General features: G+C 41.2%; 17 protein-coding genes, 1 rRNA gene and 3 riboswitches. Of the genes, 15 read left to right on the top strand and 3 right to left on the bottom strand.

Annotation, left to right across the window (positions count from 1 at the left end; translation table 11 throughout):
• Positions 1-14: 14 nt before the first annotated feature.
• A complete protein-coding gene (locus ACFWE9_RS14775; RefSeq protein ID WP_230161794.1) occupies positions 15-197 on the bottom strand; it encodes a hypothetical protein in 183 nt (60 codons plus the stop codon).
• A gap of 390 nt (positions 198-587) precedes the next feature.
• On the opposite strand from ACFWE9_RS14775, the gene ACFWE9_RS14770 reads away from it, so the two are divergent.
• The 7 genes from ACFWE9_RS14770 (at position 588) to essA (ending at position 11954) form a co-directional block, all read left to right on the top strand.
• Positions 588-1502 carry a nucleoside hydrolase gene (locus ACFWE9_RS14770; protein WP_377357409.1) on the top strand — a complete coding sequence of 305 codons (915 nt, stop codon included), beginning with the start codon at positions 588-590 and terminating at the stop codon, positions 1500-1502.
• Between the two features lie 549 nt (positions 1503-2051).
• Positions 2052-2342, top strand: a complete 291-nt coding sequence (locus tag ACFWE9_RS14765) for a WXG100 family type VII secretion target (RefSeq protein WP_230161790.1) — start codon at positions 2052-2054, stop codon at positions 2340-2342.
• A gap of 96 nt (positions 2343-2438) precedes the next feature.
• On the top strand, positions 2439-2678 hold the full coding sequence (gene yukD, locus ACFWE9_RS14760) for an ESX secretion system protein YukD (protein ID WP_377357412.1): 240 nt from the start codon (positions 2439-2441) through the stop codon (positions 2676-2678).
• A gap of 70 nt (positions 2679-2748) precedes the next feature.
• Complete coding sequence (essB, locus tag ACFWE9_RS14755) at positions 2749-4050, top strand: type VII secretion protein EssB (RefSeq protein WP_377357406.1); 1302 nt, start codon at positions 2749-2751, stop codon at positions 4048-4050.
• A gap of 30 nt (positions 4051-4080) precedes the next feature.
• Positions 4081-8562, top strand: a complete 4482-nt coding sequence (gene essC, locus ACFWE9_RS14750) for a type VII secretion protein EssC (protein WP_377357404.1) — start codon at positions 4081-4083, stop codon at positions 8560-8562.
• The gene (gene esaA / locus ACFWE9_RS14745) at positions 8555-11485 is read left to right on the top strand and encodes a type VII secretion protein EsaA (protein WP_377357403.1); all 2931 of its coding nucleotides are present in this window, start codon (positions 8555-8557) and stop codon (positions 11483-11485) included. The genes essC and esaA overlap by 8 nt, the downstream gene beginning before the upstream one ends.
• Positions 11472-11954 (top strand): type VII secretion protein EssA, encoded by a 483-nt coding sequence (gene essA, locus ACFWE9_RS14740; RefSeq protein WP_230161782.1) that lies wholly within the window; start codon positions 11472-11474, stop codon positions 11952-11954. Before esaA ends, essA begins: the two co-directional genes overlap by 14 nt.
• Before the next feature lie 273 nt (positions 11955-12227).
• Here essA and ACFWE9_RS14735 read toward each other — a convergent pair whose 3' ends face one another.
• Positions 12228-13172: an ABC transporter substrate-binding protein gene (locus tag ACFWE9_RS14735; protein ID WP_230161780.1), complete on the bottom strand. Its 945-nt coding sequence runs from the start codon at positions 13170-13172 to the stop codon at positions 12228-12230.
• 2 nt (positions 13173-13174) lie between these two features.
• Positions 13175-13681 carry a hypothetical protein gene (locus ACFWE9_RS14730; protein ID WP_230161852.1) on the bottom strand — a complete coding sequence of 169 codons (507 nt, stop codon included), beginning with the start codon at positions 13679-13681 and terminating at the stop codon, positions 13175-13177.
• 190 nt (positions 13682-13871) lie between these two features.
• Positions 13872-14090, bottom strand: a riboswitch (cobalamin riboswitch).
• Between the two features lie 187 nt (positions 14091-14277).
• Here ACFWE9_RS14730 and ACFWE9_RS14725 point away from each other — a divergent pair.
• The 8 genes from ACFWE9_RS14725 to ACFWE9_RS14690 all read left to right on the top strand — a co-directional run.
• Positions 14278-15234 carry an AAA family ATPase gene (locus ACFWE9_RS14725; protein WP_230161778.1) on the top strand — a complete coding sequence of 319 codons (957 nt, stop codon included), beginning with the start codon at positions 14278-14280 and terminating at the stop codon, positions 15232-15234.
• Positions 15234-16412: a DUF58 domain-containing protein gene (locus ACFWE9_RS14720; protein WP_377357400.1), complete on the top strand. Its 1179-nt coding sequence runs from the start codon at positions 15234-15236 to the stop codon at positions 16410-16412. Before ACFWE9_RS14725 ends, ACFWE9_RS14720 begins: the two co-directional genes overlap by 1 nt.
• Complete coding sequence (locus ACFWE9_RS14715) at positions 16409-18613, top strand: DUF4129 domain-containing transglutaminase family protein (RefSeq protein WP_230161773.1); 2205 nt, start codon at positions 16409-16411, stop codon at positions 18611-18613. Before ACFWE9_RS14720 ends, ACFWE9_RS14715 begins: the two co-directional genes overlap by 4 nt.
• 36 nt (positions 18614-18649) lie before the next feature.
• Positions 18650-18751: riboswitch (purine riboswitch) on the top strand.
• A 178-nt stretch (positions 18752-18929) separates the two neighbouring features.
• Complete coding sequence (gene guaA / locus ACFWE9_RS14710; protein WP_377357411.1) at positions 18930-20450, top strand: glutamine-hydrolyzing GMP synthase; 1521 nt, start codon at positions 18930-18932, stop codon at positions 20448-20450.
• A 224-nt stretch (positions 20451-20674) separates the two neighbouring features.
• Positions 20675-20776: riboswitch (purine riboswitch) on the top strand.
• Positions 20777-20882: 106 nt separating this feature from the next.
• Positions 20883-22214, top strand: coding sequence for an NCS2 family permease (locus ACFWE9_RS14705; RefSeq protein WP_230161771.1), 1332 nt, complete (start codon positions 20883-20885; stop codon positions 22212-22214).
• Between the two features lie 151 nt (positions 22215-22365).
• On the top strand, positions 22366-23208 hold the full coding sequence (gene glcT, locus ACFWE9_RS14700; RefSeq protein WP_230161770.1) for a glucose PTS transporter transcription antiterminator GlcT: 843 nt from the start codon (positions 22366-22368) through the stop codon (positions 23206-23208).
• Positions 23209-23423: 215 nt separating this feature from the next.
• The gene (gene ptsG / locus ACFWE9_RS14695) at positions 23424-25496 is read left to right on the top strand and encodes a glucose-specific PTS transporter subunit IIBC (protein ID WP_377357397.1); all 2073 of its coding nucleotides are present in this window, start codon (positions 23424-23426) and stop codon (positions 25494-25496) included.
• Positions 25497-25923: 427 nt separating this feature from the next.
• Positions 25924-25990: ribosomal RNA gene (locus tag ACFWE9_RS14690) — 16S ribosomal RNA — on the top strand; the annotation flags it as partial.

Here is a 25990-nt window from a genome sequence, read left to right as displayed (position 1 = left end):
GCTTTATGAACTGATCAATGTATGGAAACGAACTTACTCTTCAATTCCTCTTCCGTTACTTCGATCTTTCCTTTCAAATCTTCAGCTAGTAATACATAACTTTTCATACCAATGAATTCTGAATGTGATATTAAAAAGAATTTTGTTCCCTTTTTGTACGTAGAAAGATCATCTTTTATTAACTTAAACATTTTCATCCTTTTTCCACCTTGGATATAAATTCGTCAACTGCATGTAATCATAACTTTGGAGAACACTCTCTAATGTAAGTGATGGCATTGAGCAAGTTAAAAAGGAATTTGGCGTTACTAAGATACAACTTCGTCTTTTCACTTTTTTATATCATTGATATTTATAAGTGGTCAACCATTTCTATTATAGTAGAAGATAAAAGAGCCATTGGGATGTTTCATTTGTTTGGAAATTATGAGTATTCCTAACTTTCTGTGGAACTGCTTATAATTGAATGGTAAAATTCAGATGGAAAACAAGGGTTCTTTGATACATAAGAAATTGAGCGGCTATTGAGAAGGGCCATTAATATTGAATGAATGGCTCAAAAAGCTATTCTGGAAGGTGTGAAATTATTGAAACCAATCATATTCGATGTTGATACAGGGATTGATGATGCCTTGGCAATGGCCTATGCATTAAATTCTCCAGAATTGGATGTACTGGGTTTTACGACTTGCTTTGGTAACGTACCCGTTGTTGAATCGACTCGTAATACTCTTGCTGTTTTGGAGAAGTTAAATAGGCACATTCCGGTTTTTGAAGGAGCCGACCAAACATTGGTCCGCGGAGAAAAGAAGAAATATCCCAAGCATGTTCATGGGGAGGACGGGTTAGGAAATACCCTTCAGTTTGAACCAACCATCAAAGCATCACAAGGAAATGCATCGGATTTCATTATCGATCAAGTGAAAAGCCGACCGCATGAAATTACGATCATTGCAGTTGGGCCACTGACTAACATCGCCTTGGCGATTAAAAAAGCACCACTAATCATGTCCCTTGTTAAAGAGGTGGTTATAATGGGAGGGGCTGTAAACGTACAAGGAAATGTAACGCCTTATGCTGAAGCGAACATCGTATCCGATCCTGAAGCAGCAGATTATGTATTTTCATCCGGGCTGTCAATCACCCTAGTGGGACTAGATGTGACGCTGCAAACATGTCTATTGAAATCGAAGCTTGATGAATGGCGGGCTACAGGTAAGGAGAGCGCCCATTTTTTAGCCAAAATGACCGACTTTTATATGAAAGCTTATGAATCCTCCCATCCAGGCTTGGGCGGCTGCGCCCTTCATGATCCACTTGCAGTGGGGGTTGCAGTTGATTCTAGTTTTGTAAGTACGGAATGGATGAACGTCAAGGTGGTGACCGAAGGCGAAGAGACAGGCAGGACCATCGGTCAACAGGATAGCGAATCCAGAACTCGCGTCTGTACGAAAGTGGAAAGTGAGCGGTTTGTGAAACACTTTTTAGAGCGGGTAATTTGAAGACGTAAGGTGTCCTTTGAATAATCAACATAGCTAAAATTCATGGATTAGTAAAGGCTATCACTTTTCCAAACACTTTTGGGGAGTGGCAGCCTGTTCCTTTTAGTTCGATTCTTGCTAGGCTGAAGTCAGTAAGGCAGGGGACGAATTACATTCGAGGTAGGACGATAAACAGCCGAGTCAGGCCAAAATATATTTTATTTGTTTTGTAAAAAGGACGTCCCTTTTTTCAACTATTAATCAAACGTTTGATTAATTCCAGTCTAAAGTCACTATAATTTTTAAGCAAAACCATATATTTGAGCAATGCTTCAGGATTATCGGGTACAAGGAACTTTTTTTACCATTAAAAAGTAAAATATTTAAAATTTATACAAAAAAGAGTGTAGTGATTTAAAAAAACAGGTACATAGACTTTTATAATGCCATAATTAGGATTTTTTTCATAATCATAATTTACCATTTTTCGACTTTACCCTTATTTATATGGCAGAAATTGTATGGGTCTATTAAAATGTAACTATATTAGATAAAAGGAGGAGTTTTACTATGTCACAAATTCGCGTAACACCTTCGGAACTGAAAGATGTAGCTAGACAATATGATAATGAGAGCCAACAGGTAACGGATATCATTGGCCGTTTAGATAAAATGAGAGATCATTTAACTGGAATATGGGAAGGTGCTTCCAGTGAGGCATTCGTAGGACAGTACGAAGAGTTAAAACCTTCATTCATGGACATGGCTCGCTTGTTGAATGAAGTTTCCCAACAATTGAATAAATCAGCTCAAATCCTTGAAGACACAGATAATCAGATTGCTAGTCAAATTCGCGGATAATCATTAGGTCAAAGAGATATAGAAATTTCTAGGGAAAGCGCCGCGACTCTTAATGAAGATCGTGGTGCTTTTTTTTGCATTAAAGAGGTGGTTTCCATATATATTCAACTAACGATCGATTTAAAGAGATATACGGGGGAAGTATTTGACTTGCAAGTGTCTAATTACCGCTCCATCAAGAAGGTTGTGGAGATAGTATGGCAGGTAAAGGAAATTGCCAGTACACCTAAAGAAGGCTATTGGGTGCGGGTCCAGAATAAAGAGTTCGTATGTTCAGGTTATGATACCCTGCTTGATAGCGGAATTACGACGGGGGACCGCCTAGAGATCCTCTAGTGGATTAAGTGCGGACTCGTTATAGGAAAAAAGTCTAAAGCCCTTTAGCAGGGGTAAAGGAGTACATAGAATGGATGAGAAAAGACCCTCATATCTGGAGAAAAAAACAGAAGCCGCAATGGTAAAGGATGATAATGGGCATTTGTTCGTTTTCCAACGGGCAAAACTTTCGATGCAGGACCCATTGGAATTACAGCTTATCCATGAAGCGGATGATGCTCTAAAGAAACATATAGAAGTGACAGAGGACGAGGTGCAGATCAGAGTAAATCCACCAGCCTCTTTTTTTGATTTTTCTAAAGCTAAAGATAAAAACCTGATGCGGCGATGGATGTCGGCTTATCAAATCTTGAAGAAAATCAGAAATCATGAATTGACTCGGCTTAAACTAGTCGTCTGTCCGGAGAATTTCGTTTTTGATCCAAGCTTGGCCCCATACTTTCTCCATTATGGTGTAAAAGACAGTTTGCCACCTTATGAGCAAGATCAAGATGAGTTATTTCAAGAAACGAAGGCAACGATTTCGGCTCTTGTGGATGGGCAGTATTCATTCGATGAGTATTTGCTATACCATAAAACACTAAAACTATCGAAGGAATCACAAAGCATTTTGGCAGCGGGGACTTGGAATGAACTTGCCTTGGTCGTTCAAAATCAGATAGTTGCTTTAGAGAAGGAAGACAAAGCCCTTGTACATATACCAGAAAAGAAGTGGAAAACGGGTCGTTACACACTTTGGGGAACGGTGATAGCTCTAGTGCCACTGCTGTACTTTACGAGTTACACATTATTCTTCTCCCACCCAAGACAGGATGCCTATGTAGAGAGCGGTGAAAGCTTCTTAAAACAAAAATATAGTGAAGTCATTGACCGTTTGGAAAACTATGATCCAAAAAAGATGCCGTATGTCGTTCAATATGAACTGGCAAGATCTTATGTCACTTATGAGCCGTTGAAGGGTGTCCCGAAGAAGAATGTAGAAAATGCCATCACTTTGCAGACCGATAGTCAGTATCTTCTATATTGGATTTATATAGGCAGGGGCATGAATGAGGACGCAATCGATTTGGCGAGAATCATGGAGGATCGCGAATTGATTATGTATGGACTAGTAAACCAGAAAGAACAGATTAAGCTAGACGATAACCTTTCAGGGGAAGAAAAGGAAACGCAAATTAAAGAAATCGATACAGAGTTGTCCCAATATGAAAAGGAAATAAAGGAATTGCAAAAGCAAATGGAGGAACAGCAAGAGCAGCAAGAGCAGCCTGCTGTAAAAGAAGAGGAAGTAAAGGAACCAGCTTCTGAGAAAGAAGAAAGTAAGGATTCCTCAAAAAAATCATCTGAAGAAAAAGAGAAAAGCAAAGAGTGAGCAATGGGCCTTTTGCGGAGGTGAGATTTAATGAGTTTATTATGGATTTATTCTAAGGGGAACTACCAATCCTATACGATCAAGGATAATCATAGCGGTCCAATTACGATTGGGCCATCAAAACAGGATACGATCACCGTTTATTCCATTCCCTTTGAACATGGTCCTATCAAGCTGAAAAAACATGAGGGGCTTGATGAATATGAGGTGTTTAGAGAGGACAAGAAGCTTGGCGATGTAAAGCCATTCCAAGGCTTCACCTTTCATGAAGGAGAAGAAACGGTCGAGATTTTTTATACAGCAGGGGAAGTGGAAGAAAGCCTCTATTATATTGGGAACTTGAAAGAAGTCACTCTATCGGCAAATCGTGGAGCGACTTTCCGTAAAGAAGGATCCGTTTCCGGCGCTGGCTTTTCCCTTGTTCATCATAAAGGGCAGTGGCTTCTCAAACCAGATGCAACAAGCAGGCTTTACCTGAACGGTGAAAAGGTAATGAAAACACTTCCCATTCAAAATGGCGATCTGATTTGCTGGCCGAATATGGTGCTGAGGTTGATTGAAGGCGACTTATTGATGATTCATAGTGCTGAAAGTTATGAAACATCCTTATCTAAAATGAAGAAGCCCATCTCTGAAATGAAAAAAAACTACCCACAATATCGCCGAACACCAAGAATGATCTATGAACTGCCGGATGAGAAAGTGACGATATCATTTCCGAGCCAAGAATCGGAGGATAATAATAGAGGGTTATGGCTAATCCTTATGCCACCATTAATGATGCTGATTGTCATGGGGGTCATCACGATCGTTCAGCCACGGGGAATTTTCATCATCATATCGATTGTGATGTTCACAACGACTTTAGTAACCTCGTCGGTACAATACTTTAAAGATAAAAAGAAGCAAAAATTCAGGGAAGAAAAACGTCAACGTGTGTATACACGGTATCTAGAGCAGAAGAGGGAAGAACTGCAAGAGCTGTCAGAAAAGCAAAAGAATGTATTGCTCTATCATTACCCTTCTTTTGAAAGGATGAAGCATCTAACCGATAGTATCAGCGATCGTATTTGGGAGCGAACATTGGAAAGTGAAGACGTTCTCCACTTTAAGATCGGAACGGCGACTATACCATCAAGCTATGAGGTGTCGGTAAATAGTAACGATATGTCCAATCGGGATATAGATGATTTACTTGAGCAGTCTCAGGAACTTGTCGATGTTTATAAAAACCTGGATGATCTTCCGTTATCCATTGATTTATCAAGCGGGTCCATGGGTCTTGTCGGTAAAGAATCAATCGTTAAACGGGAGCTACAGCAATTGATTGGACAACTGGCCTTTTTTCATAGTTATCATGATGTTCGATTTGTGGCCATTTTTCCTGAAAAGGATTACCAAGAATGGGAATGGATGAAATGGCTCCCTCATTTTCAACTGCCGCATGCATATGCAAAAGGGTTTATCTACAATGAGCAATCCCGCGACCAGCTACTGACTTCGATTTATCAGCTATTGAGGGAAAGGGATTTGGATGAAAACAAAGGGAAAGTGAGATTCACCCCTCATTTCGTCTTTATCGTCACGGATCGTAATTTAATTGCGGAGCATGTCATACTGGAATATTTAGAAGGCAAAACGGACGATTTAGGTATCTCGACGATTTTTGCTGCAGATGCAAAAGAGAGTTTGACGGAAAATGTCCATACGCTTGTGAAGTACATAAATGATCGCGAAGGTGAGATTCTCATCCAGCAAACGAAGGCTGTTCATACTCCTTTTACACTTGATACCCATACAAAAGAAGGCAATGAGCGCTATGCACGTACGCTGCGTTCACTAGATCATCAAAAGGGCATGAACAATTCGATACCAGGAACGGTATCATTTCTGGAATTATTGAAAGCGCGTGAAGTGGAAGATCTGCCTATCAGCCGTAACTGGCGAACCAATCAGTCTTCCAAATCCTTGGCGGTACCCATTGGATTGAAAGGGAAAACGGATAGGGTTGAATTGAACTTGCATGAAAAGGCACATGGCCCGCATGGATTGGTGGCTGGGACGACTGGATCGGGGAAAAGTGAACTACTGCAAACCTACATCTTATCGTTAGCCGTTCATTATCACCCTCATGAAGTTGCCTTTTTGCTCATTGATTATAAAGGTGGGGGAATGGCCCAGCCTTTCAGGCAGATTCCGCATCTGCTGGGAGTCATTACGAATATTGAGGGAAGCAAGAATTTCAGTGCCAGGGCACTAGCCTCCATCAATAGCGAATTGAAGAAACGCCAGCGGATGTTTGACAGATATGAAGTCAATCACATCAATGATTACACGGATTTATACAAAGAAGGCAAAGCGGATGAACCGCTGCCGCATTTATTTTTGATATCAGATGAATTTGCCGAGCTTAAAAACGAAGAACCCGAATTCATCCGCGAATTAGTCAGTACGGCGAGAATTGGACGAAGCTTGGGTGTTCATTTAATTCTTGCTACACAAAAGCCAGGCGGTGTTATTGATAACCAGATTTGGAGTAATGCCCGTTTTAAAATTTCCTTGAAGGTGCAGGATGCCAATGATAGTAAGGAAATTCTTAAGAATAGTGATGCCGCAAATATTACGGTCACCGGACGGGGATATTTGCAAGTAGGAAATAATGAGGTTTATGAACTGTTCCAGTCAGCGTGGAGCGGTGCTCCATATTTAGAAGATACGGTTGGATCCGAGGATGAAGTGGCTCTTGTCACAGACCTTGGTCTCGTTCAAATCTCAAATGTTACGGAACAAATCACTAATAAGAGGAAAGAAAAGATTAGTGAAATTGAAGCTGTGGCGGATCAAATTGTGACGACGCAGCACGAAATGAAAATTACGAAGTTGGCAAGCCCGTGGCTTCCGCCTCTTCAAGATCGTCTATCCAGAAGCGATGATAGAAGCCTTACGAGGAATCAATTCCATCTGGGAATGAAGGATGAACCCGAATTACAGAGCCAGACAAATTATGTCTATAACTGGATTGATGATGGGAATATTGGGATTTTTGGATCTTCCGGATATGGCAAGTCAACAACCATTTTGACCCTTCTCTTTAGTTTTTCAGACCAATTCACTCCTGAAGAGCTCCATTATTACATTTTTGATTTCGGGAATAGCGCTTTACTGCCATTACGTCAGCTTCCTCATACAGGGGATTACTTCCGATTCGATGAGTTAAGGAAAATTGAAAAATTCATGTTATTCATGAAGGCGGAAATGGAAAGGCGTAAGCAGCTTTTTTCAGAAAGAGAGCTTAGTAACATCAAGCTTTATAATGCGTTAGTGGAAGAAAAATTACCGATTATTTATATCATAGTCGACAATTTTGACTTAGTGAAGGATGAGATGCAAGACCAAGAAGCACAGTTCATTCAATTTGCACGTGACGGTCAATCACTGGGGATATTCATGATTTTATCGGCAACGAGAATCAATGCGATTCGTCAGCCATTAATGAATAGTCTTAAGACGAAGGTCGTTCATTATTTAATGGACAGCTCGGAACAATACTCAGTCTTGGGTAGAACCCCTTATGAAAATGAACCTGTTCCGGGTAGGGCGTTGGTGAAAAAGGACCAAACCTATCTCATGCAGGTCTATTTACCAGCCGATGGAGCGGATGATATAGCCGTTTTGGATGAAATGAAACAGGCTGTTGCAAAGCATAAGGATCAATATAAAGAATTAGCTAAGCCGCCGGCCATTCCGATGTTACCGACACGTCTTGATTCCGGCACCTTCAAGACATATTACTCAAAAGCCATTAAGGAGGATTCCATACCAATCGGGCTTTCAGAGGAAAGCGTTACACCTGTTTGTGTGGAGTTGGATACCAATCCATTCTTGCTTGTCGTCGGACAGTCACGTAAGGGGAAAACGAATATCCTTAAAATACTCTTGGAATCGCTGCTTACACAGTCCATTGGGGAAATAGGTTTATTTGACGGAGTTGACCGTGGCCTATCTTCATATGCTTCAATGGAGACGGTACGTTATGTGGAGACAAAAGATCAGATAACCGAATGGCTCGATCATATCACTGACATCTTTGAGGATCGTGAACGACGTTATCTAGCGGCATTGGAAATGAAATCGATGAAGCAGATGGAATTCCCATCGATCATTTTTGTCATTGATAGTATTTCAAGGCTTCAACAATCGATCGATGGCAGGATTCAAGATAGGATCAGTGGTTTGATGAAACAGTACAGTCATCTTGGGTTTAGTCTGATCGTCGCTGGAAATGCAAATGACTTCACTAAAGGGTATGATTCGTTGACAACTGAATTGAAACAAGTCAGACAGGCAGTTTTGCTTCTTAAAAAGTCGGACCAAAGCTTGTATACGCTCTCCTATTCGAGAAAAGAAGAAGAAATTCAGCCTGGTTACGGATATTTTGTACTAAACGGTCAGGAAAGTAAAATCCAAATTCCTCTAAGTGAATATAGAAGGAGAGTGCAAGAGAGTGTCTGAAAAAATAAAGCCGATTCTATTAATCGGTAAAATACTGGTGATTTTAGCGCTGCCCATCCTGTTTTTTTCTTATATTGGACAAAATCCAATGAAAAAGACGGAAACGGCTTCGCGTGAAATCGCCATTGTCAATGAAGATAATGGGACTGAATTTAACAATAACCCCATTTACGTCGGTTCAGAGCTTGCTACCACATTGGACAAGGATTCTGAATATGATTGGTTTGTGGTTAACCGAAGTACGGCGGAAAGTGGACTTGCAAACCAAAAGTACGATGCCGTTATTTACTTCCCATCGGATTTTTCAGAGAATATTTATACGTTCGATGATGAACAGCCAGTCAAGGCGGGGATTAAGTACAAAGTACAAACAAGTTTGAACGCTGAGAATATGGAAAAGGTACAAAAGGAATTAGAAAAAACAAAGAGCAAGATGAATAAACACATTTCAACGCAGTATTGGAGTTATGTTTCCCAATCTGTCGAGGATATCCGTAAGAAGTTCGATAATGTCCTTGCCAAAGAAATCGCTTTTCAAAACACGATGTATGAGTTCTATACTCCAAGCTCGGAAAGTCTTGCCGGGGAAATCAAGCAACATAAGGACATGCTTGAAGGAGTCTTCGCCCAAACTAAGGATGCTGGGAAAACGAGTAATGAAACAATGGGTGAACTAGGAAACACGAAAGCCCAAATGGCTTCCTTTGTGAAGGATGTCGTTACTTTTGAAGAATATCAACAAGCTCAAAGTGACCTTTTTGCGGAGGCTTCGGCTCAAAATCAGCAACTTATCACGGAGAGTGTTCAATCATATGACAAGGTGTTGAATGAGGGGAACCAATCGGTACCAGAGATTCAGCAAGGGATGAATACGAAATACAGTCTAAATGACCAAGGCATTAATGAGAATGTAGGGGGCATGCAGCAGAAAATTGATTCTAGTAATAATGAATTAGAAGAGTTTTCAACAAACGTGAAAGACAAACAAGTAGAACAAATTTCGAAAATCACCCAAGATCAACAAAGCTCGATTGAACAAATCAAACAATCGGAAGAGGCTGGTCTTGATACACTTCAGGCTACATTGCTTGCACAACGAGGGAACCTGGCAAGCAGCCCTGGTGATGGGGAGGATGTCACAGATGGTGGTACAGCACCAATAGAGGAAATTGAAACCGAAACGGGAAAAGGTGAATCGGGAGCCGCTCCTTCTAAGAAGGATCCAATCGATGAACTTTCGCTACAGGGACTGCTGGACCAAATCAATGGCATCAACACGGCACTTGAAAGTTTGGTGCCGGCAGAGGGAAGTGAAGGAACTGCTGAACAAATCAACATTCTTACAGCAGAACTCCAAGCTGAAATCAATAATCTGAGCGGAACGGTGAACGGTAGAACGGGAAATTATAATCAAGTGATAACGGAGTTTAATACACTGGTAGATTCATATACTGAGCTGCTGGCACAATTTACGCAATTACAAGACGATTATAATAAACTCGGCACGAATTATAAGGATTTAGGCGACCAATGGAAAAAGTCGCAAGAGGATATTCAAAAGCTACAGGACATTCAGAGCATGACCATCGACGAGTCCATAGCAGAGATCAAGAACCTCGAACAGGCACTCCTTGAAAAAGTGGGAGGAGAAAGGCGGGCAGTATTAGTCGAAGTCTTTAATGATTCGATCACGAACCGCGATTCAAATGACCTCCTTGCCTATTATGGCTCGCTGTCATCTTATAGTGAATTGGCTGAAAGAGTCACGGAAGCGAATATAGATAAGGTTTTTGCAGCCAATATAAAAGAATTGGAAAACTTGAAAAATGGGGTTTCCGTTAACGTAGATGAGGAAGCGAAACTCGTCAAAGCCAGTTTAGCGGGAGTCAATGAAAATTTTGGGATGTTCTCCGATTCCATTTTAGGTTATATGAACGAATATGATGCAAACGTAAAATCAGGGCAGGAAGCCACATTAGCAGAACTGGCGGCCATTACCGAACGGGCTCAAGCGGTGTCTGCCAATTTGTCTGAGCATACGGTGGTTCCTGAAATGGAGCCCGAACCACCAGTAAACCTTGATGGTGAAATGTTCGTATCCCTACAAGATAATACGGCAAAAACGGTCGGCTTCATTTCCGAGCTGGTTAATTCTGTTGCCGAACGACAAGACACGGTTACGAAGGATACAGCCGACCTGCAAGCGAAAGTGGGGTCCGTACAGGAAAGGGCCGATCAGCTTAATGATAATTGGTCCCAAAATGTAGACTCAACCGTGAAAATCAAGACGGATGTATATAGTGTCTTGAATAACACTCTAGTCGATGATCAGCAGAACGGTTATGTGTACGAATATTTAGCGAATCCCGTTCAAATCAGCGGGGAAGTCCTTCATCAGGAAAAGGTCAATATCCCGCCAATCGTCATGTTGGTGATCATACTCATTTCCGGATTATTGATCGGTTTCTTCTTGCATCATTATGGAACCATTACAACGATGGTGCATGCGGCATTGTTTACTTTATTGAATCTGATCGTGGGATTAATCATCAGCATGTATGGTTTGAAGATTTATCCACTGGGTGATATACAGGAGATTAAGTGGACCGTTTTCACTGTCCTGCTTTTATTCTTCTGCTCAGCGTTCACCCGACTTGCCTTCTCCATTGGGCCATTTGTCGGTTCCGTCCTGGTGATCGGTTTGATCAGTTTCTTTACCATTCCATTATTGGATTTAATCATGCCTAACTTCAATGTCGACCACCCGATTGCAGACGTATACATGTCCATTCAATTTGGTGATCAGTCGGCATTCATTCCGGCTATTGTCATCTTGATCATCCTGACGTTAATCGGATCGATCATTCCATATATAGTGAAGCGTTTTACGGAAAGAAGAGAAATGGCCCATGAAGTGGATTAAATATGTAATGCCCGTTCTGGTTATCTTGTTCTTTAGCCACACTTCACATGGTGTGGCCAAGGAGGAACCCATGGTGGAGCCCAATGAATATCAAGAAAAGGATATTGATATTCAGACGGAGTATTTTCATGAGGAAGGGTTGCTGGAACAGAAGCAGAGACTGCCGGAAGAACAAAAGGATCTTACTTTTGAAAGAGGGAAATATGATGTCATGGAATCAGTTAAGGACACACTGTTTCTTTCCCCGATTACGGAGAAAAATAATAATACCATCGCTTCTAAAGCCGACCAGCTTGGATTATTTTCAGAAGTCGGCATTCGAACGAGAAGCGGAGAAGAAACAGAGCCTTCCCTTCATTTTGACCTGACGATTTTGCTCGGTATCGTATTAGCGCTTTCGGTCGTTTGTTTGTTTTTTATCCTTATCCCGAAAATGGGGAAGCAAAATGGTGGCGTTAAACGGAAATGAAAACAGCCCGAGTCCTGATTTTTGTCAGAACTCGGGCTGTTTTTGCTACATGGCCATAAGGGTTTTAAGAAGCCCTAACAGAATGGCGGCTGCCAAGACCCAAATGAAGAATTTTTTATACATGTTCAGTACCCCGATCTTATGAGTGAGTTGCATTCATTTTAGCATAAACAACAAAGAAGGACAGTGGGTTCATATGTAGTTGCATGTATCAATGTAATGACCCTGGAAAAGGAAGGATGCCCCAAGATATTGGCGCATCCTTCTTCCGGGTTATTTGAATAAGTCAGGATAAACGGTTTTTGCTGCGAGTTCTACAGCTTCACCAATCCTTGGTCCAGGTCTTGACATGACATTTTCATCAAGCAAATGGACGTCATCATTTTTCACGGCATCGATATCTTCCCAGCCTTTACGCGATTTAATTTCACCAACAGCATCTTCTGCATATGTGGCAGTGGTAATGATGGCTTTAGGGTTCCGCTTGACGATTTCTTCTTCGGATACTTTAACCCAGCCTTTTTGGTCGTCAAAGATGTTTTTAATGCCTGCTGTGTCCAGGATTTCTTGTTGGAAGGTTTCAGCACCTGTTGTATAGATTTCCGGAGCAGGACTAATTTCAAAGTATGTTTGTTCCTTTTCATCTAACGTTTTCACTTTGTCTTCGACACTTGTAATTTGGGATTTGATATCTTTCACTAATTTATTCCCTTTATCGGTAACACCCATGACTTTAGCAATCTGCCCAATATCTCCATATACATCATCAAAATTTGCCGCAGATTTAATGACAAATACAGGGATGCCAGCATCTTCGAGTGGTTTCAGTGTCGTTTCATCACCGATGGTATAAGCAATGATGGCATCTGGCTTCAAGGCAATGATTTTTTCTGTATTGATATTCACAGAGTCTGAAACATGTTCAATATCCTTTGCTTCCTTAGGATAATCATCAAAGTCTGTCACGCCAACGACTTTTTTTCCCTGCCCAAGAGCAAATAGGATTTCCGTATTGCTTGGTTGAAGTGAAACAACTGTTTCCGGCACTTTATCGAATTTTATTTTCTTTCCAGTATCATCTGTAACAGTATAGGCTTTGTCTGCCTTGTTAGTATCTTTATTATCCTTTGAGGCTGAATCATCGGTTACTCCACATCCGGAAAGGAAAAGGGTAAGCAACAGCATGGAAATCCAGCTGAATTGTAGGGTTTTCTTCATTATTATTCCTCCACTTTCTTTTTCAAGGGTTTGGTTGGGTATGATTTGCTTATAAAAGGAATCTCCTCGATACCCTCGTGCTTATTGACGTATACTGCCATTACGAATAAAACGTTTGCAAGCAAGTGTGCGTAATCAAAGAGAATGGCTGGAATCTCTCTTTCTAGACTTACCTTATGTAAAGCGCGTACGGACTTTTTGGCTTCACTGCGGCAAGTGTGCAGAGCACATGCTGCCGTAGAGCCTTGTGGAAGGACAAATGTCTCGATGCGATCTTTTACTTCAGCGACATACCGGTCATAGATTCCACTTAACCGGTCCAGGTCATTGTCGGTAATGGCTAATTTCCCACGAACTGAACCATTCAAATGGTAAGCCATGGGCAGTAATTCCATTAAGTCACGGTATACGTCCGGGACATCCTTAGTAAGCGAGGCAGCCAGGCCGATTTGTGTCGTCAATGAGTCTGTGCGGATTTCAAAATCGACGGTAGAAACGGATTCGCGCATGTATGGGTAGCATAGAAATCGAAAGTCCTTTTTTGCCAAAGCTCCCACCTCCTGTACGTAGTTATGTGAATGACCTCCTTATCGCTTTTTGCAGCAAACAAAAAGCCGACCAAGAGACTTGGTCGGCATCGAACATCATAGTAGAAAAAAGATGGAAGACTGCCGTACAATCTCCTATCTTCCGAAGAGCATGATACGATAAAAAAAGGCAGGTCTCCTGGCTTGTGCTTCATCTTACTCTAAGAACCTTCCCATTTGGGTAAATGGATGGTAATCGACGTGCGATTTCATCCTCAAATAGTGGTATGCATCCTATTTCATTAGCATTTACAGTTGCGGAAACAGCTTCGGTTTTAAACCGAATTCCCTATTAAGCTGACTGGGCAGCACCTTTTTCTGAAAGGTTTATATTCACTTAGCAACAGTTTACCATACCTTTTTCCTTATAGAGTATTAATATTTTTAGAGAATTTCGTTTATGGTTTACTTAATATCTAGTAAAATTACAATGTAAGGTTTAATTGGAGGTTAATGTAAAATAATATTGATAGAATAGGTATGAAATAAAAGTGATAGGTGTTTTCGGGAGGTAGAGAATGATATATAAGCAGGTCAATCAAAAACTTGAAAAGGTTCTAGGAAACATTGAAAAGGTGATTATTGGAAAACGGGATATAGCAGAGCTAAGCATCGTGGCACTTCTTTCCGGTGGGCATGTTTTATTGGAGGATGTTCCGGGTGTCGGCAAGACTGTGATGGTCAGGGCACTGGCAAAATCCATAGGTGCAAGCTTTAAGCGGATACAATTCACGCCTGATTTACTGCCTTCTGATGTAACGGGTGTTTCGATCTTCAATCCTAAGGAACAAGAATTCATTTTTAGGCCAGGACCGATAATGGGCCATATTATTTTAGCGGATGAAATTAACCGGACTTCGCCGAAGACGCAGTCCGCCTTGCTTGAAGCGATGGAAGAGGCAAGTGTGACGATAGACGGTATCACAAGAGGATTGGATAAGCCCTTTTTCGTCATGGCGACACAAAATCCCATCGAGTACGAAGGGACATACCCGCTTCCGGAGGCTCAATTGGATAGATTCCTGTTAAAAATGAAAATGGGCTATCCAGGTGTGGAAGAAGAGATAGAGGTACTGCAAAGGGCTCAATATATGGCACCGCTTGAAGAGCTGGAATCCGTCATCACCATAGATGAACTGCTCGCTTTACAGGCGGAGGCTAAAGCGGTAATCGTGGATGATACAATAAAACGTTATATTGTTGAATTGGCGAATCAAACCCGTACACATGAAGGAGTCTATCTAGGGGTAAGCCCGCGTGGTTCGATTGCATTGATGAAGGCAGCCCAAGCCTACGCACTTCTCCAGGGCAGGGATTATGTTCTTCCGGACGATGTTCAATATTTAGTTCCGTTCGTATTCTCCCACCGCCTTATTTTGAAACCTGAAGCGAATTATGATGGATTCGACGCTGGAATGGTGATCCATGAAATCGTCGCGATGACTCAAGTGCCTGTGAAGCGGGCTGTAACCTAATGCGCCATTTCATCATTCTAAAGAAAAACCTGAGTGTGATTGGCCTGTTATTTCTGATGGCATTTTCCTTTTGTTTTGCGATGTTTCAAGGCGGTTTTGTCAGTTGGTTCATTTTTTATTCATTTTTGCCGTTCGCTGTGTACGCTGTGATTCTATTGTTATATCCGCTTCACGCCTTTACGGTTGAAAGAAAGGTCAATAAAAGAGAATGTCAGGCCGGTGAATCTGTTGAAATCTCCATGACATTTACCCGTAAAAACAGGCTGCCTCTTTTATTGATGGTGGTGGAGGAGGAGATGCCTCAGGAAATGGAAGATAGGGGGATTCAAAGGAAGACACTTATCTTTCCGGGAATCAAGCGTACCTTCAGTATGTCATATACTTTGGAAAATTTGCCGCGCGGTGATCATTCGTTTCAATCGATCCGCTTTTGGATAGGGGACTTATTTGGGCTCTTTGAAAAGGAAGCGGTATATAGCTCGCCTTTGAAAATAACTGTTTTTCCTCCATATCGTGAGCTGGCATACAGCGATCTTGATCGAATGTTCAATCATGGGTCAATGGGTTCAACAAAGAAAACTCAACGGGAACATTCAGTGATATCAGGGGTGAGAGAGTATCAGCCGGGAGATCAGCTGTCGTGGATTAACTGGAAGGCGACGGCTAGAGCGAGTGAAATCATGACGAAGGAATTCGAAGTGCAGAAAAACCTGGATGTATTCATCATTCTTGATAACCAACCATCCTTTTTCTTTGAAGAATCCATTGTAATGACGGCTTCCTTTGTGCACGCCTTGTTAAAAAAAAGCATGGAGATTGGATATGCGAGTACGGGATCAAGGCTAATCCTTCCGCCAGGAGCGGGCAGTAACCAGAGACGAAAGATTTTTTACCGCCTTGCTAAAGAAGAGCCGAGTGCGGTAAACGCTTTGAACGAGAAAGTAAGCAAGGGGCTGCTGTCGGCAAACGCGGCTGTGATATTCGTTGTTTCCGATTTAACCCTTGAAAAGGTGGACATATTGAGTTCTTTCCGTGCTAATAAGGGATTGACGATGTTATGTGTGAAGAAACCAGTAGATCTTACAGATGAGGAAAAAATGGCAAGTTCTACAGCTATCTCGAGGGGGATAAAGCTTAGCTTTTTTGGAGATGGCAGATCAGAGGTGATGGCGAAATGACTGTCAATGCCGAAAAGTTGGAAAAGTTCATGCATGTCCTTCTGTATATTTTTGGATTGTTATTGATCACGGAGTGGTTAAGACCTGTCGATAAACTCACGGATACAGGTAATATTATCATTTTTGTCCTATTTTTGATTTTTTCCCTGCTCTTGCATTATTTCCGCATACATTGGTCGATCCGTTTTATTCTCATAAGTGCTTATATCATGATTTCATTACAGTTCCTTCATTCGAAAACCGAATTATTTCAATTAACATGGTTGATGGGATTTCTAGTGGATTTTACAAGCAATCTTGGGTATATATACGATGGGAATTGGGAGCTGATCACAAATCCATTTCGGACGTTTCTATTTTTTGTGCTTCTTTGGCTTGTAACATACATGATCCATTACTGGGTGATGGTGAGGCAAAGCATCTTTTTCTTTTTTATGTTAACGGTGATCTTTGTATCTGTACTTGACACATTCACTCCCTATGTGGGGGATAAGGCAATGGTAAGAATCATCCTCATTGGGTTCTTGATGCTCGGACTGCTGTCCTTGCTGCGTCTAACGATACAGGAGCGAATTAGGTTTCCGATGGCTTCCATCAATAAATGGATCTTGATGCTGACAGGCATGATATTGATAAGTGTCCTTGTGGGCTTCGGTGCCCCAAAGCTTTCTCCACAGTGGCCGGATCCAGTTCCTTATATTACTTCATATTCAGATAGAGCGATGAAAGAAGACGGTGGTTCAAAAGACAAAAGTGTCGGATACGATGAGGATGATTCTGATCTTGGCGGTTCGATAGAGCCTGATAGTTCCATTGTTTTTTATAATGATGCATCAGCCGGACATTATTGGAAAGTGGAGAACAAGGATATTTATACGGGGAAAGGATGGGTTTCCATGCAGGAAACGGACTTTTCATCTTTTTCTAACGGTCAGGATATCACATCTTTAGATATTTACGATGTTCCGGATGTGGTAAAAACAGAAGAAATGACAGCAAAAGTGTCCATGATGGAATCTTATTCCCATATCCTTCATCCGCAGTCCGGATATTTAAAAAAGATTGAGGGCAAAAACGGAATTGGTTTTAACTATTATCCGGGGATGGACAAAATCATTTCCGAACGGGAAAATGGCGAACGACTTGTCATGAAAGAATATGTGCTGAACTATGATATGCCGAGTTTTGATATAGCGGAGTTAAGGAAGGTAACGGAACCCGATGAAACGATGGATGTGCTAATGGAAAAAAACACACAGCTTCCAGAGGGCTTGCCATACCGAATCTATGAATTGGTAACGTTGCTCACAAGAAATGAAACGAATTGGTACGATAAAGCAAAAGCGATTGAAGATTATTTTGACAGTCCTGAATTCATTTATTCAAAGGACGATATTTCTTATCCAGAGACAAATCAAGATTATGTCGATCAATTTTTATTCGAGACACAGATAGGGTATTGTGATAATTATTCGACTGCGATGGTTGTTTTACTCCGTGCCGCCAATATCCCTGCCAGGTGGGTTAAAGGCTACACGGAAGGAGAAAAATCAATCCTCGATGGTGAATCCGTATATAAGGTGACCAATAATAATGCACATTCCTGGGTCGAGGTTTATTTTTCAGGGATAGGCTGGGTACCCTTCGAGCCGACGAAGGGCTTCAACGGGGAAGCTGAATTTTATGACTCGGAATTGAAGCCGGATGAGGTCAAGAATTCAGAGAAGGAAGCTGTAGCTAAGGAAGAACAAACAAAGAAAGAGACCGAGGAACGCAAGGATACACCAGATAGGGAGACCCAAACATCTGGGGAAACTGGTGGTGGCAACCGGGAAGGGCTCTTTAAATGGACTTCCATCAGTCTGTTAAGTGTAATGATTCTCGCAGCAATTGGTTATTTCTCCCGGAGGAAGTGGATCCCGCATCTGCTGATTTTTCATTATAGAAAGAAATCTGGTGCTCACTTTACGACAGCCTATATAATATTATTGAAACAATTAAAACGTGCTGGATTAGTTCGTCCGGATGGACAAACATTAAGGGAGTATGCCGCCTATGTGGATGCAGTGTACGAGACAGATGTGATGAGTGATTTGACGGCCGGATACGAGTTAATGTTATATCGTGGAGACGTGGAAGATGGCGAATGGGAGCACTTTCAAAACGGCTGGGAAAGCTTAATGAGAAAAACTAGCTCTTGACCAGGTTTTTATTATATTGATACAATAACAAAAACTAACTTAAACTAATATATCCTTCATATATCCTCGATAATATGGATCGAAAGTTTCTACCGAATCACCGTAAATGATTTGACTATGAAGGCGGATTTTAACAGGAAAGCTGAAAATCTGCCTTCGTCTATACTTTTTGTGTATTTTTGAGGGTGGATTTTTAGTTTTTCTTTTTTTATGATAATATTTTTTTTAAGAAAGTATCGCTCGATTTTATGAGTGAATTACATTAATAGAGGTGACGTTTGTGCCGGGGAAAACAGAATTGCAAAAAAACCAGGAAATGATCGTAGTACTAGATTTCGGAAGCCAATATAACCAATTGATCACTCGTCGTATCCGTGAATTCGGTGTGTACAGTGAGCTTCATCCTCATACAATTACTGTAGAAGAACTTGAGGAAATGAACCCTACTGGAATAATTTTCTCAGGAGGTCCGAACAGTGTGTATGATGCAGCTGCATTTGGCTGTGATGAACGCATTTTCGAAATGGATCTACCGATTTTTGGCATTTGTTATGGTATGCAGCTTATGACCAAGCATTTTGGTGGAAAAGTGGAACCAGCGAAAAATCGTGAATACGGAAAAGCGACACTTGCTATCCAAAATGAATCTAAGTTATTCAGTGACCTGCCGAAAGAACAAATCGTCTGGATGAGCCATGGTGATTTAGTGGTGGAAACACCTGAAGGCTTCAGTATTGATGGAACGAACCCATCTTGCCCCATTTCAGCAATGAGTGACGAGTCACGTAAATTGTATGCCGTACAATTCCATCCGGAAGTACGCCATTCAGTATACGGAAATGACATTTTGAAAAATTTCGTATTCGGCGTTTGTGGCTGCAAAGGTGACTGGTCCATGGAGAACTTCATTGAAATCGAGATGGAGAAAATCCGTCAAACGGTCGGTGATAAAAAAGTATTATGCGCATTGAGTGGCGGCGTGGATTCTTCCGTTGTTGCCGTATTGATCCATAAAGCAATCGGCGATCAGTTAACATGTATTTTCGTTGATCATGGATTACTTCGTAAAGGGGAAGCTGAAGGTGTAATGGAAACATTCAGTGAAGGCTTCAATATGAACGTAATCAAGGTTGAGGCATCAGAACGTTTCCTTTCGAAACTTGCTGGCGTTTCAGATCCTGAACAAAAACGGAAAATCATCGGTAATGAGTTCATCTACGTATTCGATGATGAAGCAACGAAGCTTGAAGGTATTGATTTCCTTGCACAAGGAACGCTTTACACGGATATTATTGAAAGTGGTACGGCCACTGCACAAACAATTAAATCGCATCACAACGTTGGCGGTCTGCCGGAAGATATGCAATTTAAATTGATTGAGCCATTGAATACTCTATTCAAGGATGAAGTGCGTGCACTTGGAAGTGAAATGGGCATCCCGGATGAAATCGTTTGGCGCCAGCCATTCCCTGGACCAGGTCTAGGCATCCGTGTATTAGGCGAAATATCAGATGAAAAACTTGAAATCGTTCGTGAATCTGACCATATCTTACGTGAAGAAATTAAAAAGAACGGTTTGGAACGTGAAATCTGGCAGTACTTCACAGTGCTTCCTAACATCCGTAGTGTAGGGGTCATGGGCGATGCCCGTACGTACGATTACACTATCGGGATCCGTGCGGTTACATCCATTGACGGAATGACTTCCGATTGGGCGAGAATTCCATGGGATGTACTTGAAATCATCTCAACAAGAATCGTTAATGAAGTTAATCATGTAAATCGCGTCGTGTATGACATTACGTCTAAGCCACCTGCAACGATCGAGTGGGAATAGAATAATAAAAACATCCAATCAGTGAAGGGATTAACCTTCACTGATTTTTTTGTTAAAATAACTTTTGAATAGGTTGATTACTTACATTTCACGTATTTTGGCGAATAAATAGCCATAATAAGTAAGGGAAATATAGCGAAACGCGAACGTTTCCTGAAATTACATAAAAAATATTCGTTTGATATATTGACGATTATTTTAGTGACTGGTACACTAAACCTATAATAATAAAAAAACATAATTGTCGTATAATATTGGGGATATGGCCCAAAAGTTTCTACCAAGCTGCCGTGAACGGCTTGACTACGATGTGTATGGATTGGCGAGTATGGATAAACCGCCACTTCTTTACATGACCGCAGTCAAGCCCCGTTCGAAAGTGAATGGGGCATTTTCTGTTGGCTTATGATTTTATGATAGGGGAGACTCATAATGAAAAATTATTTTCGGTTTAACGAGCTGGGAACTAATTATCGCCGTGAAATACTTGGTGGTCTAACTACGTTCCTTTCTATGGCATATATCCTGGTTGTCAACCCTGTGATGCTAACTTTACAAAGCATCGAGGACTATCCAGATGAATTAAGAATGGACTACGGAGCAGTTTTTGCAGCGACGGCTTTAGCTGCAGCAATTGGTTCGATATTGATGGGTCTCATAGCCAGATATCCAATATCGCTCGCGCCAGGTATGGGATTGAATGCTTTCTTTGCTTTTACAGTTGTGCTTGGTTTTGGAATTCCTTGGCAGACTGCTTTATCAGGAGTTTTGATTTCAGGTATTATCTTCGTATTGCTTTCCCTTTCTGGAATACGTGAGAAAATCATTAATGCGATTCCGGTTGAATTGAAATACGCAGTTGGGGCTGGTATCGGCTTATTCATTACTTTTGTAGGGTTCCAAAATGCAGGAATCATCACGAATGATGATAGCGTTCTTGTTGGATTGGGAGACTTAACATCAGGAAATACTTTATTGGCTGTCTTTGGAATTGTCGTAACCGTTATTTTGATGACAAGAGGCGTCAAAAGCGGCGTGTTCATAGGAATGGTCATTACGGCCATCGCAGGAATGATCTTTGGACAAGTACCCGTTCCGGAGAAAATAATCGGGGCTGTTCCAAGTATAGCGCCTACATTCGGAGTTGCATTCGATGCTTTCGGGAACCCGGGTGACCTCTTTACTGGACAAATGTTAATCGTGATATTGACCTTCTTGTTCGTAGCATTCTTTGATACAGCTGGTACGTTGGTGGCTGTTGCACAACAAGCAGGTTTGATGAAAGATAATGTTCTTCCTAGAGTTGGAAAAGGATTACTTGCGGATTCATTATCCATCGTTTCAGGTGCAATTCTAGGTACATCCACAACTACATCTTATGTAGAGTCAACATCGGGTGTTGCTGCTGGTGCTCGAAGCGGTTTTGCGGCTGTAGTAACAGGATTACTATTTATCCTGTCGCTTTTCTTCTTCCCGCTTCTTTCAGTCGTAACATCTGCGGTGACAGCACCAGCATTGGTGATAGTCGGAGTATTAATGGCATCTTCACTCAAAAATATTGACTGGCACAAGTTCGAAATAGCGGTACCTGCCTTCTTTACCGTTATCATGATGCCTATGACATATTCAATCGCTACAGGGATAGCTTGTGGATTCATTTTCTATCCTATCACCATGACTATGAAAGGAAGAGCTAAAGAAGTTCACCCAATCATGTGGGGGCTTGGAGTCGTCTTCCTTCTATATTTCATTTTCTTGAAGTAAAAATACGAGTAAGTAAGAAGAGCCCTGATTTTGGGGCTCTTCTTTCATGTTGTAAGAGAAAGGACATATCGTGTATAGTAAAAGGACTAAATACTAAGTACTTTATCCTGTGAGGCTTAGGGATGACTTTGCGAAAAAATGAGGGAGAAAAATGAATGGTTTTATCGTTGAAAAGGTTTTGAACAATAACGTGGTGATTGCCACGCATCCGTCATATGGTGAAGTCGTTTCTATTGGAAAAGGGTTAGGCTTCAACCGGAAGAAAGGCGAAGAGTTGAGTCCGGAACTTGCAGAGAAAACTTTTGTTCTAAAAAATGTTAAAGAACAGGAAAGTTATAAAAAACTTTTGCCGCAAATCGATCAAAATCTTCAAGCAGCCATTATAGAATCCATTCATCTTATTAACGATCGGGTGTCAGGAAAACTCAATGAACATATACATGTCGGTTTAACTGATCATTTACTGTTCGCCCTTCAACGTGTTTCTCAAGGAATGACCATCAAAAACCCTTTTTTGAAAGAAACGATAACCCTCTATCCTTTTGAACATGATATTGCTGTTGATGTCATCGATTTAATTCAAGATAAGACAGGCATAGGCCTTCCGCAAGGGGAAATAGGTTTTATCACGCTTCATATTCATAGTGCAATAGCAAATAAGGACTTATCGGAAGTCAATCAGCATTCACAGCTAATCTTTCAACTTATCCAAGTCGTTGAAGAACAGCTCAACGTACAAATAAATAAGGAAAGCATTGATTACACGCGTTTGGTCCGTCATTTAAGATTCATGATAGACAGGGTAATGGCTGGTGAAACAGTGGATGAACCTGAAAAAATTGCATTGCTATTGAAAGAAGAATATCCTTTGTGTTACAATATCTCATGGAAGCTAATAAAAATTATGCAGCAGAAAATAGGCAAACCGGTTTGTGATGCGGAAGCTGTCTATCTAACGATGCATATCCAACGATTACAAAAGAAAATAAAATAAAAATACATTAACTTACGTGTTACTGATTCGATCAGGCATAAGTGAGGAGAATGATTGTTGTGAAGGAGGGTATTATATACCTGAAATTTCATTTCAATCCTAATCTTTGCTTATGCCTTTTTTGTATTGAATCCTGTTGCGTTGGAAGATGAAACTATCGTTTAAATGTAACCGTTTTATTAGCCGAAAAAAAACAGTAAAGAGGAGGAAAACATATGTTTAAGAAGTTGTTTGGTGTTTTGCAAAAGATCGGTAAAGCTTTGATGCTTCCTGTAGCCATTTTACCAGCGGCCGGAATCTTGCTTGCGTTTGGTAATGCATTGCAAAATGAGACTTTGTTGGATATCGCTCCGTTTCTTGCGAGTGGCGGAGTAGAAATGGTCGCATCCGTCATGGAGAATGCCGGAAATATAATTTTCGGGAATCTTCCCTTGCTGTTTGCTGTTGGGGTCGCAATTGGGCTAGCTGGCGGGGATGGCGTTGCCGGGCTTGCGGCAATTATCGGATTTTTGATCATGAATGTAACAATGGGGACGGTTCTTGGAATTGACGCTGTTGATATTAAGAACAATGGTGCGGTATATAGCAATGTACTGGGAATCCCGACATTGGGAACAGGCGTCTTCGGCGGTATTATTGTCGGTGTCATGGCTGCTATTATGTATAATAAATTTTATGAAATTGAACTGCCTTCTTATTTAGGATTCTTTGCAGGTAAACGTTTTGTACCCATTGTAACAGCTGCAAGCGCAGTTATCCTTGGGTTGTTGATGATTCTGGTTTGGCCGACGATACAATCGGGGTTAAATTCATTTTCCGAAAATATGTTGGGAGCAAACCTAACTCTGGGAGCTTTCGTGTTCGGAGTTGTAGAACGTGCATTAATTCCGTTTGGTTTGCATCATATTTTCTATTCACCATTCTGGTTTGAATTTGGCAGTTATATCCCTCAAGGTGGGGGAACGCCAGTCAGAGGTGACCAAGCCATTTTCATGGCACAAATTAAAGATGGTGTACAGAATTTAACGGCAGGTACCTTCATGACTGGTAAATATCCATTCATGATGTTCGGATTACCAGCTGCAGCTTTGGCTATTTATCATGAGGCTAGACCTGAACGAAAGAAAATAGTCGGTGGCTTGATGGCTTCGGCTGCACTTACATCGTTCTTGACTGGGATTACAGAGCCTCTTGAATTTGCATTCTTATTTGTAGCACCGATACTTTTCGGTATCCACTGTGTGTTTGCAGGTCTATCATTCATGACTATGCATTTACTTGATGTGAAAATCGGGATGACGTTTTCAGGAGGATTAATCGACTACGTACTGTTTGGTTTAATTAATCCTCAAACAAACGCCTGGATTGTTATTCCGGTTGGGTTAGTCTTTGCGCTTATCTATTACTTTGGATTCCGATTTGCGATTCGGAAGTTTAACCTTAAAACTCCTGGCCGTGAAGTAGATGAGGAAGATGAAGATGGAGCAGAAGGGACTGCAAGCACTGCTGGAAGTCTACCTGCAGATATCTTGGAAGCTATGGGTGGAAAAGAAAATATTTCTCACTTAGACGCATGTATTACACGTCTTCGTGTATCAGTAAATGACATCGGTAACGTTGATAAAAATAGGTTGAAAAAACTTGGTGCCGCTGGAGTGCTGGAAGTGGGCAATAATATCCAGGCAATCTTCGGACCTCGTTCAGAAACGATCAAAGGGCAAATGAAAGATATCATAGATGGGAAAAGACCTCGTAAAGTGGAAGTGTCTCCTGAAGTGGGCGTGGAAAATCAAATCGAGGACATCGTCCCTAAACCTTTACGGACAGATGGAGTTTCCGAGCATTTTATTTCACCTATTAAAGGGGAATTAAAACCGATTACGGAAGTGCCTGATCCAGTCTTTGCTGAGAAAATGATGGGTGATGGGTTCGCCATCATACCAGAGGAAGGACTTGTTGTTTCTCCTGTAGATGGTACGATCGTTAACCTATTCCCGACTAAGCACGCAATAGGTATCGTTTCCGATGCTGGACGTGAAATATTGATACATGTCGGGATCGATACAGTTAAGTTAGAAGGCAAAGGGTTCGAAGCACTTGTCGCTCAAGGAGATAAAGTGACAAGCGGGCAGCCGTTGCTTAAAGTTGATATAGAGTATGTCAAAAACAATGCCACCTCTATTATTACGCCAATCGTCTTTACCAACCTTTCCGAAGGGGAAAGTGTAAAGATTGAAAAGGTCGGAAATGTAGATAGAGAAGAAGCGGGCGTTATTTCCATCGGATAAATAAACATTATAAAAACATGAGGGCGGCTGCAATCAGCTGCCTTCTTTTTTTTAGTCATTCATTAGCAAAAGTGCTTTAGTATATTCTAATCTTTGTGCTTGGACATATTAGCAATATGGTATGAAAGGGAATGTATTATAGAAGAAGGTGGTGGTTTGTAAAAAAAACGAATAAATTTCAAATATTAAATTGACTTGTCTCCATGTGGGTGATAGTATATTAAATACACCGCTTGAGACAGTAACGTTAAGCAAGAATTAATAAAAACTTGTTGTTGACATGTCGTTCGAAAGGTGTTAAACTAATAAAGTTGCTGATGAAGCAATGGTAAAAATTGCTCTTTGAAAACTGAACAAAACAAAGCGCCAACGTTAAATTTTAAGTGAGCACACACTATCAAAAAAGCAAATGAGCAAGTCAAACATTTCTTCGGAGAGTTTGATCCTGGCTCAGGACGAACGCTGGCGGCGTGCCTAATACATGCAAGTCGAGC

This window comes from Peribacillus sp. NPDC060253, assembly GCF_042727425.1.
GTDB lineage: Bacteria > Bacillota > Bacilli > Bacillales > DSM-1321 > Peribacillus.
The sequence above is the reverse complement of the archived record's forward strand: the minus strand, read 5'-3'. Positions and strand labels throughout refer to the sequence as shown.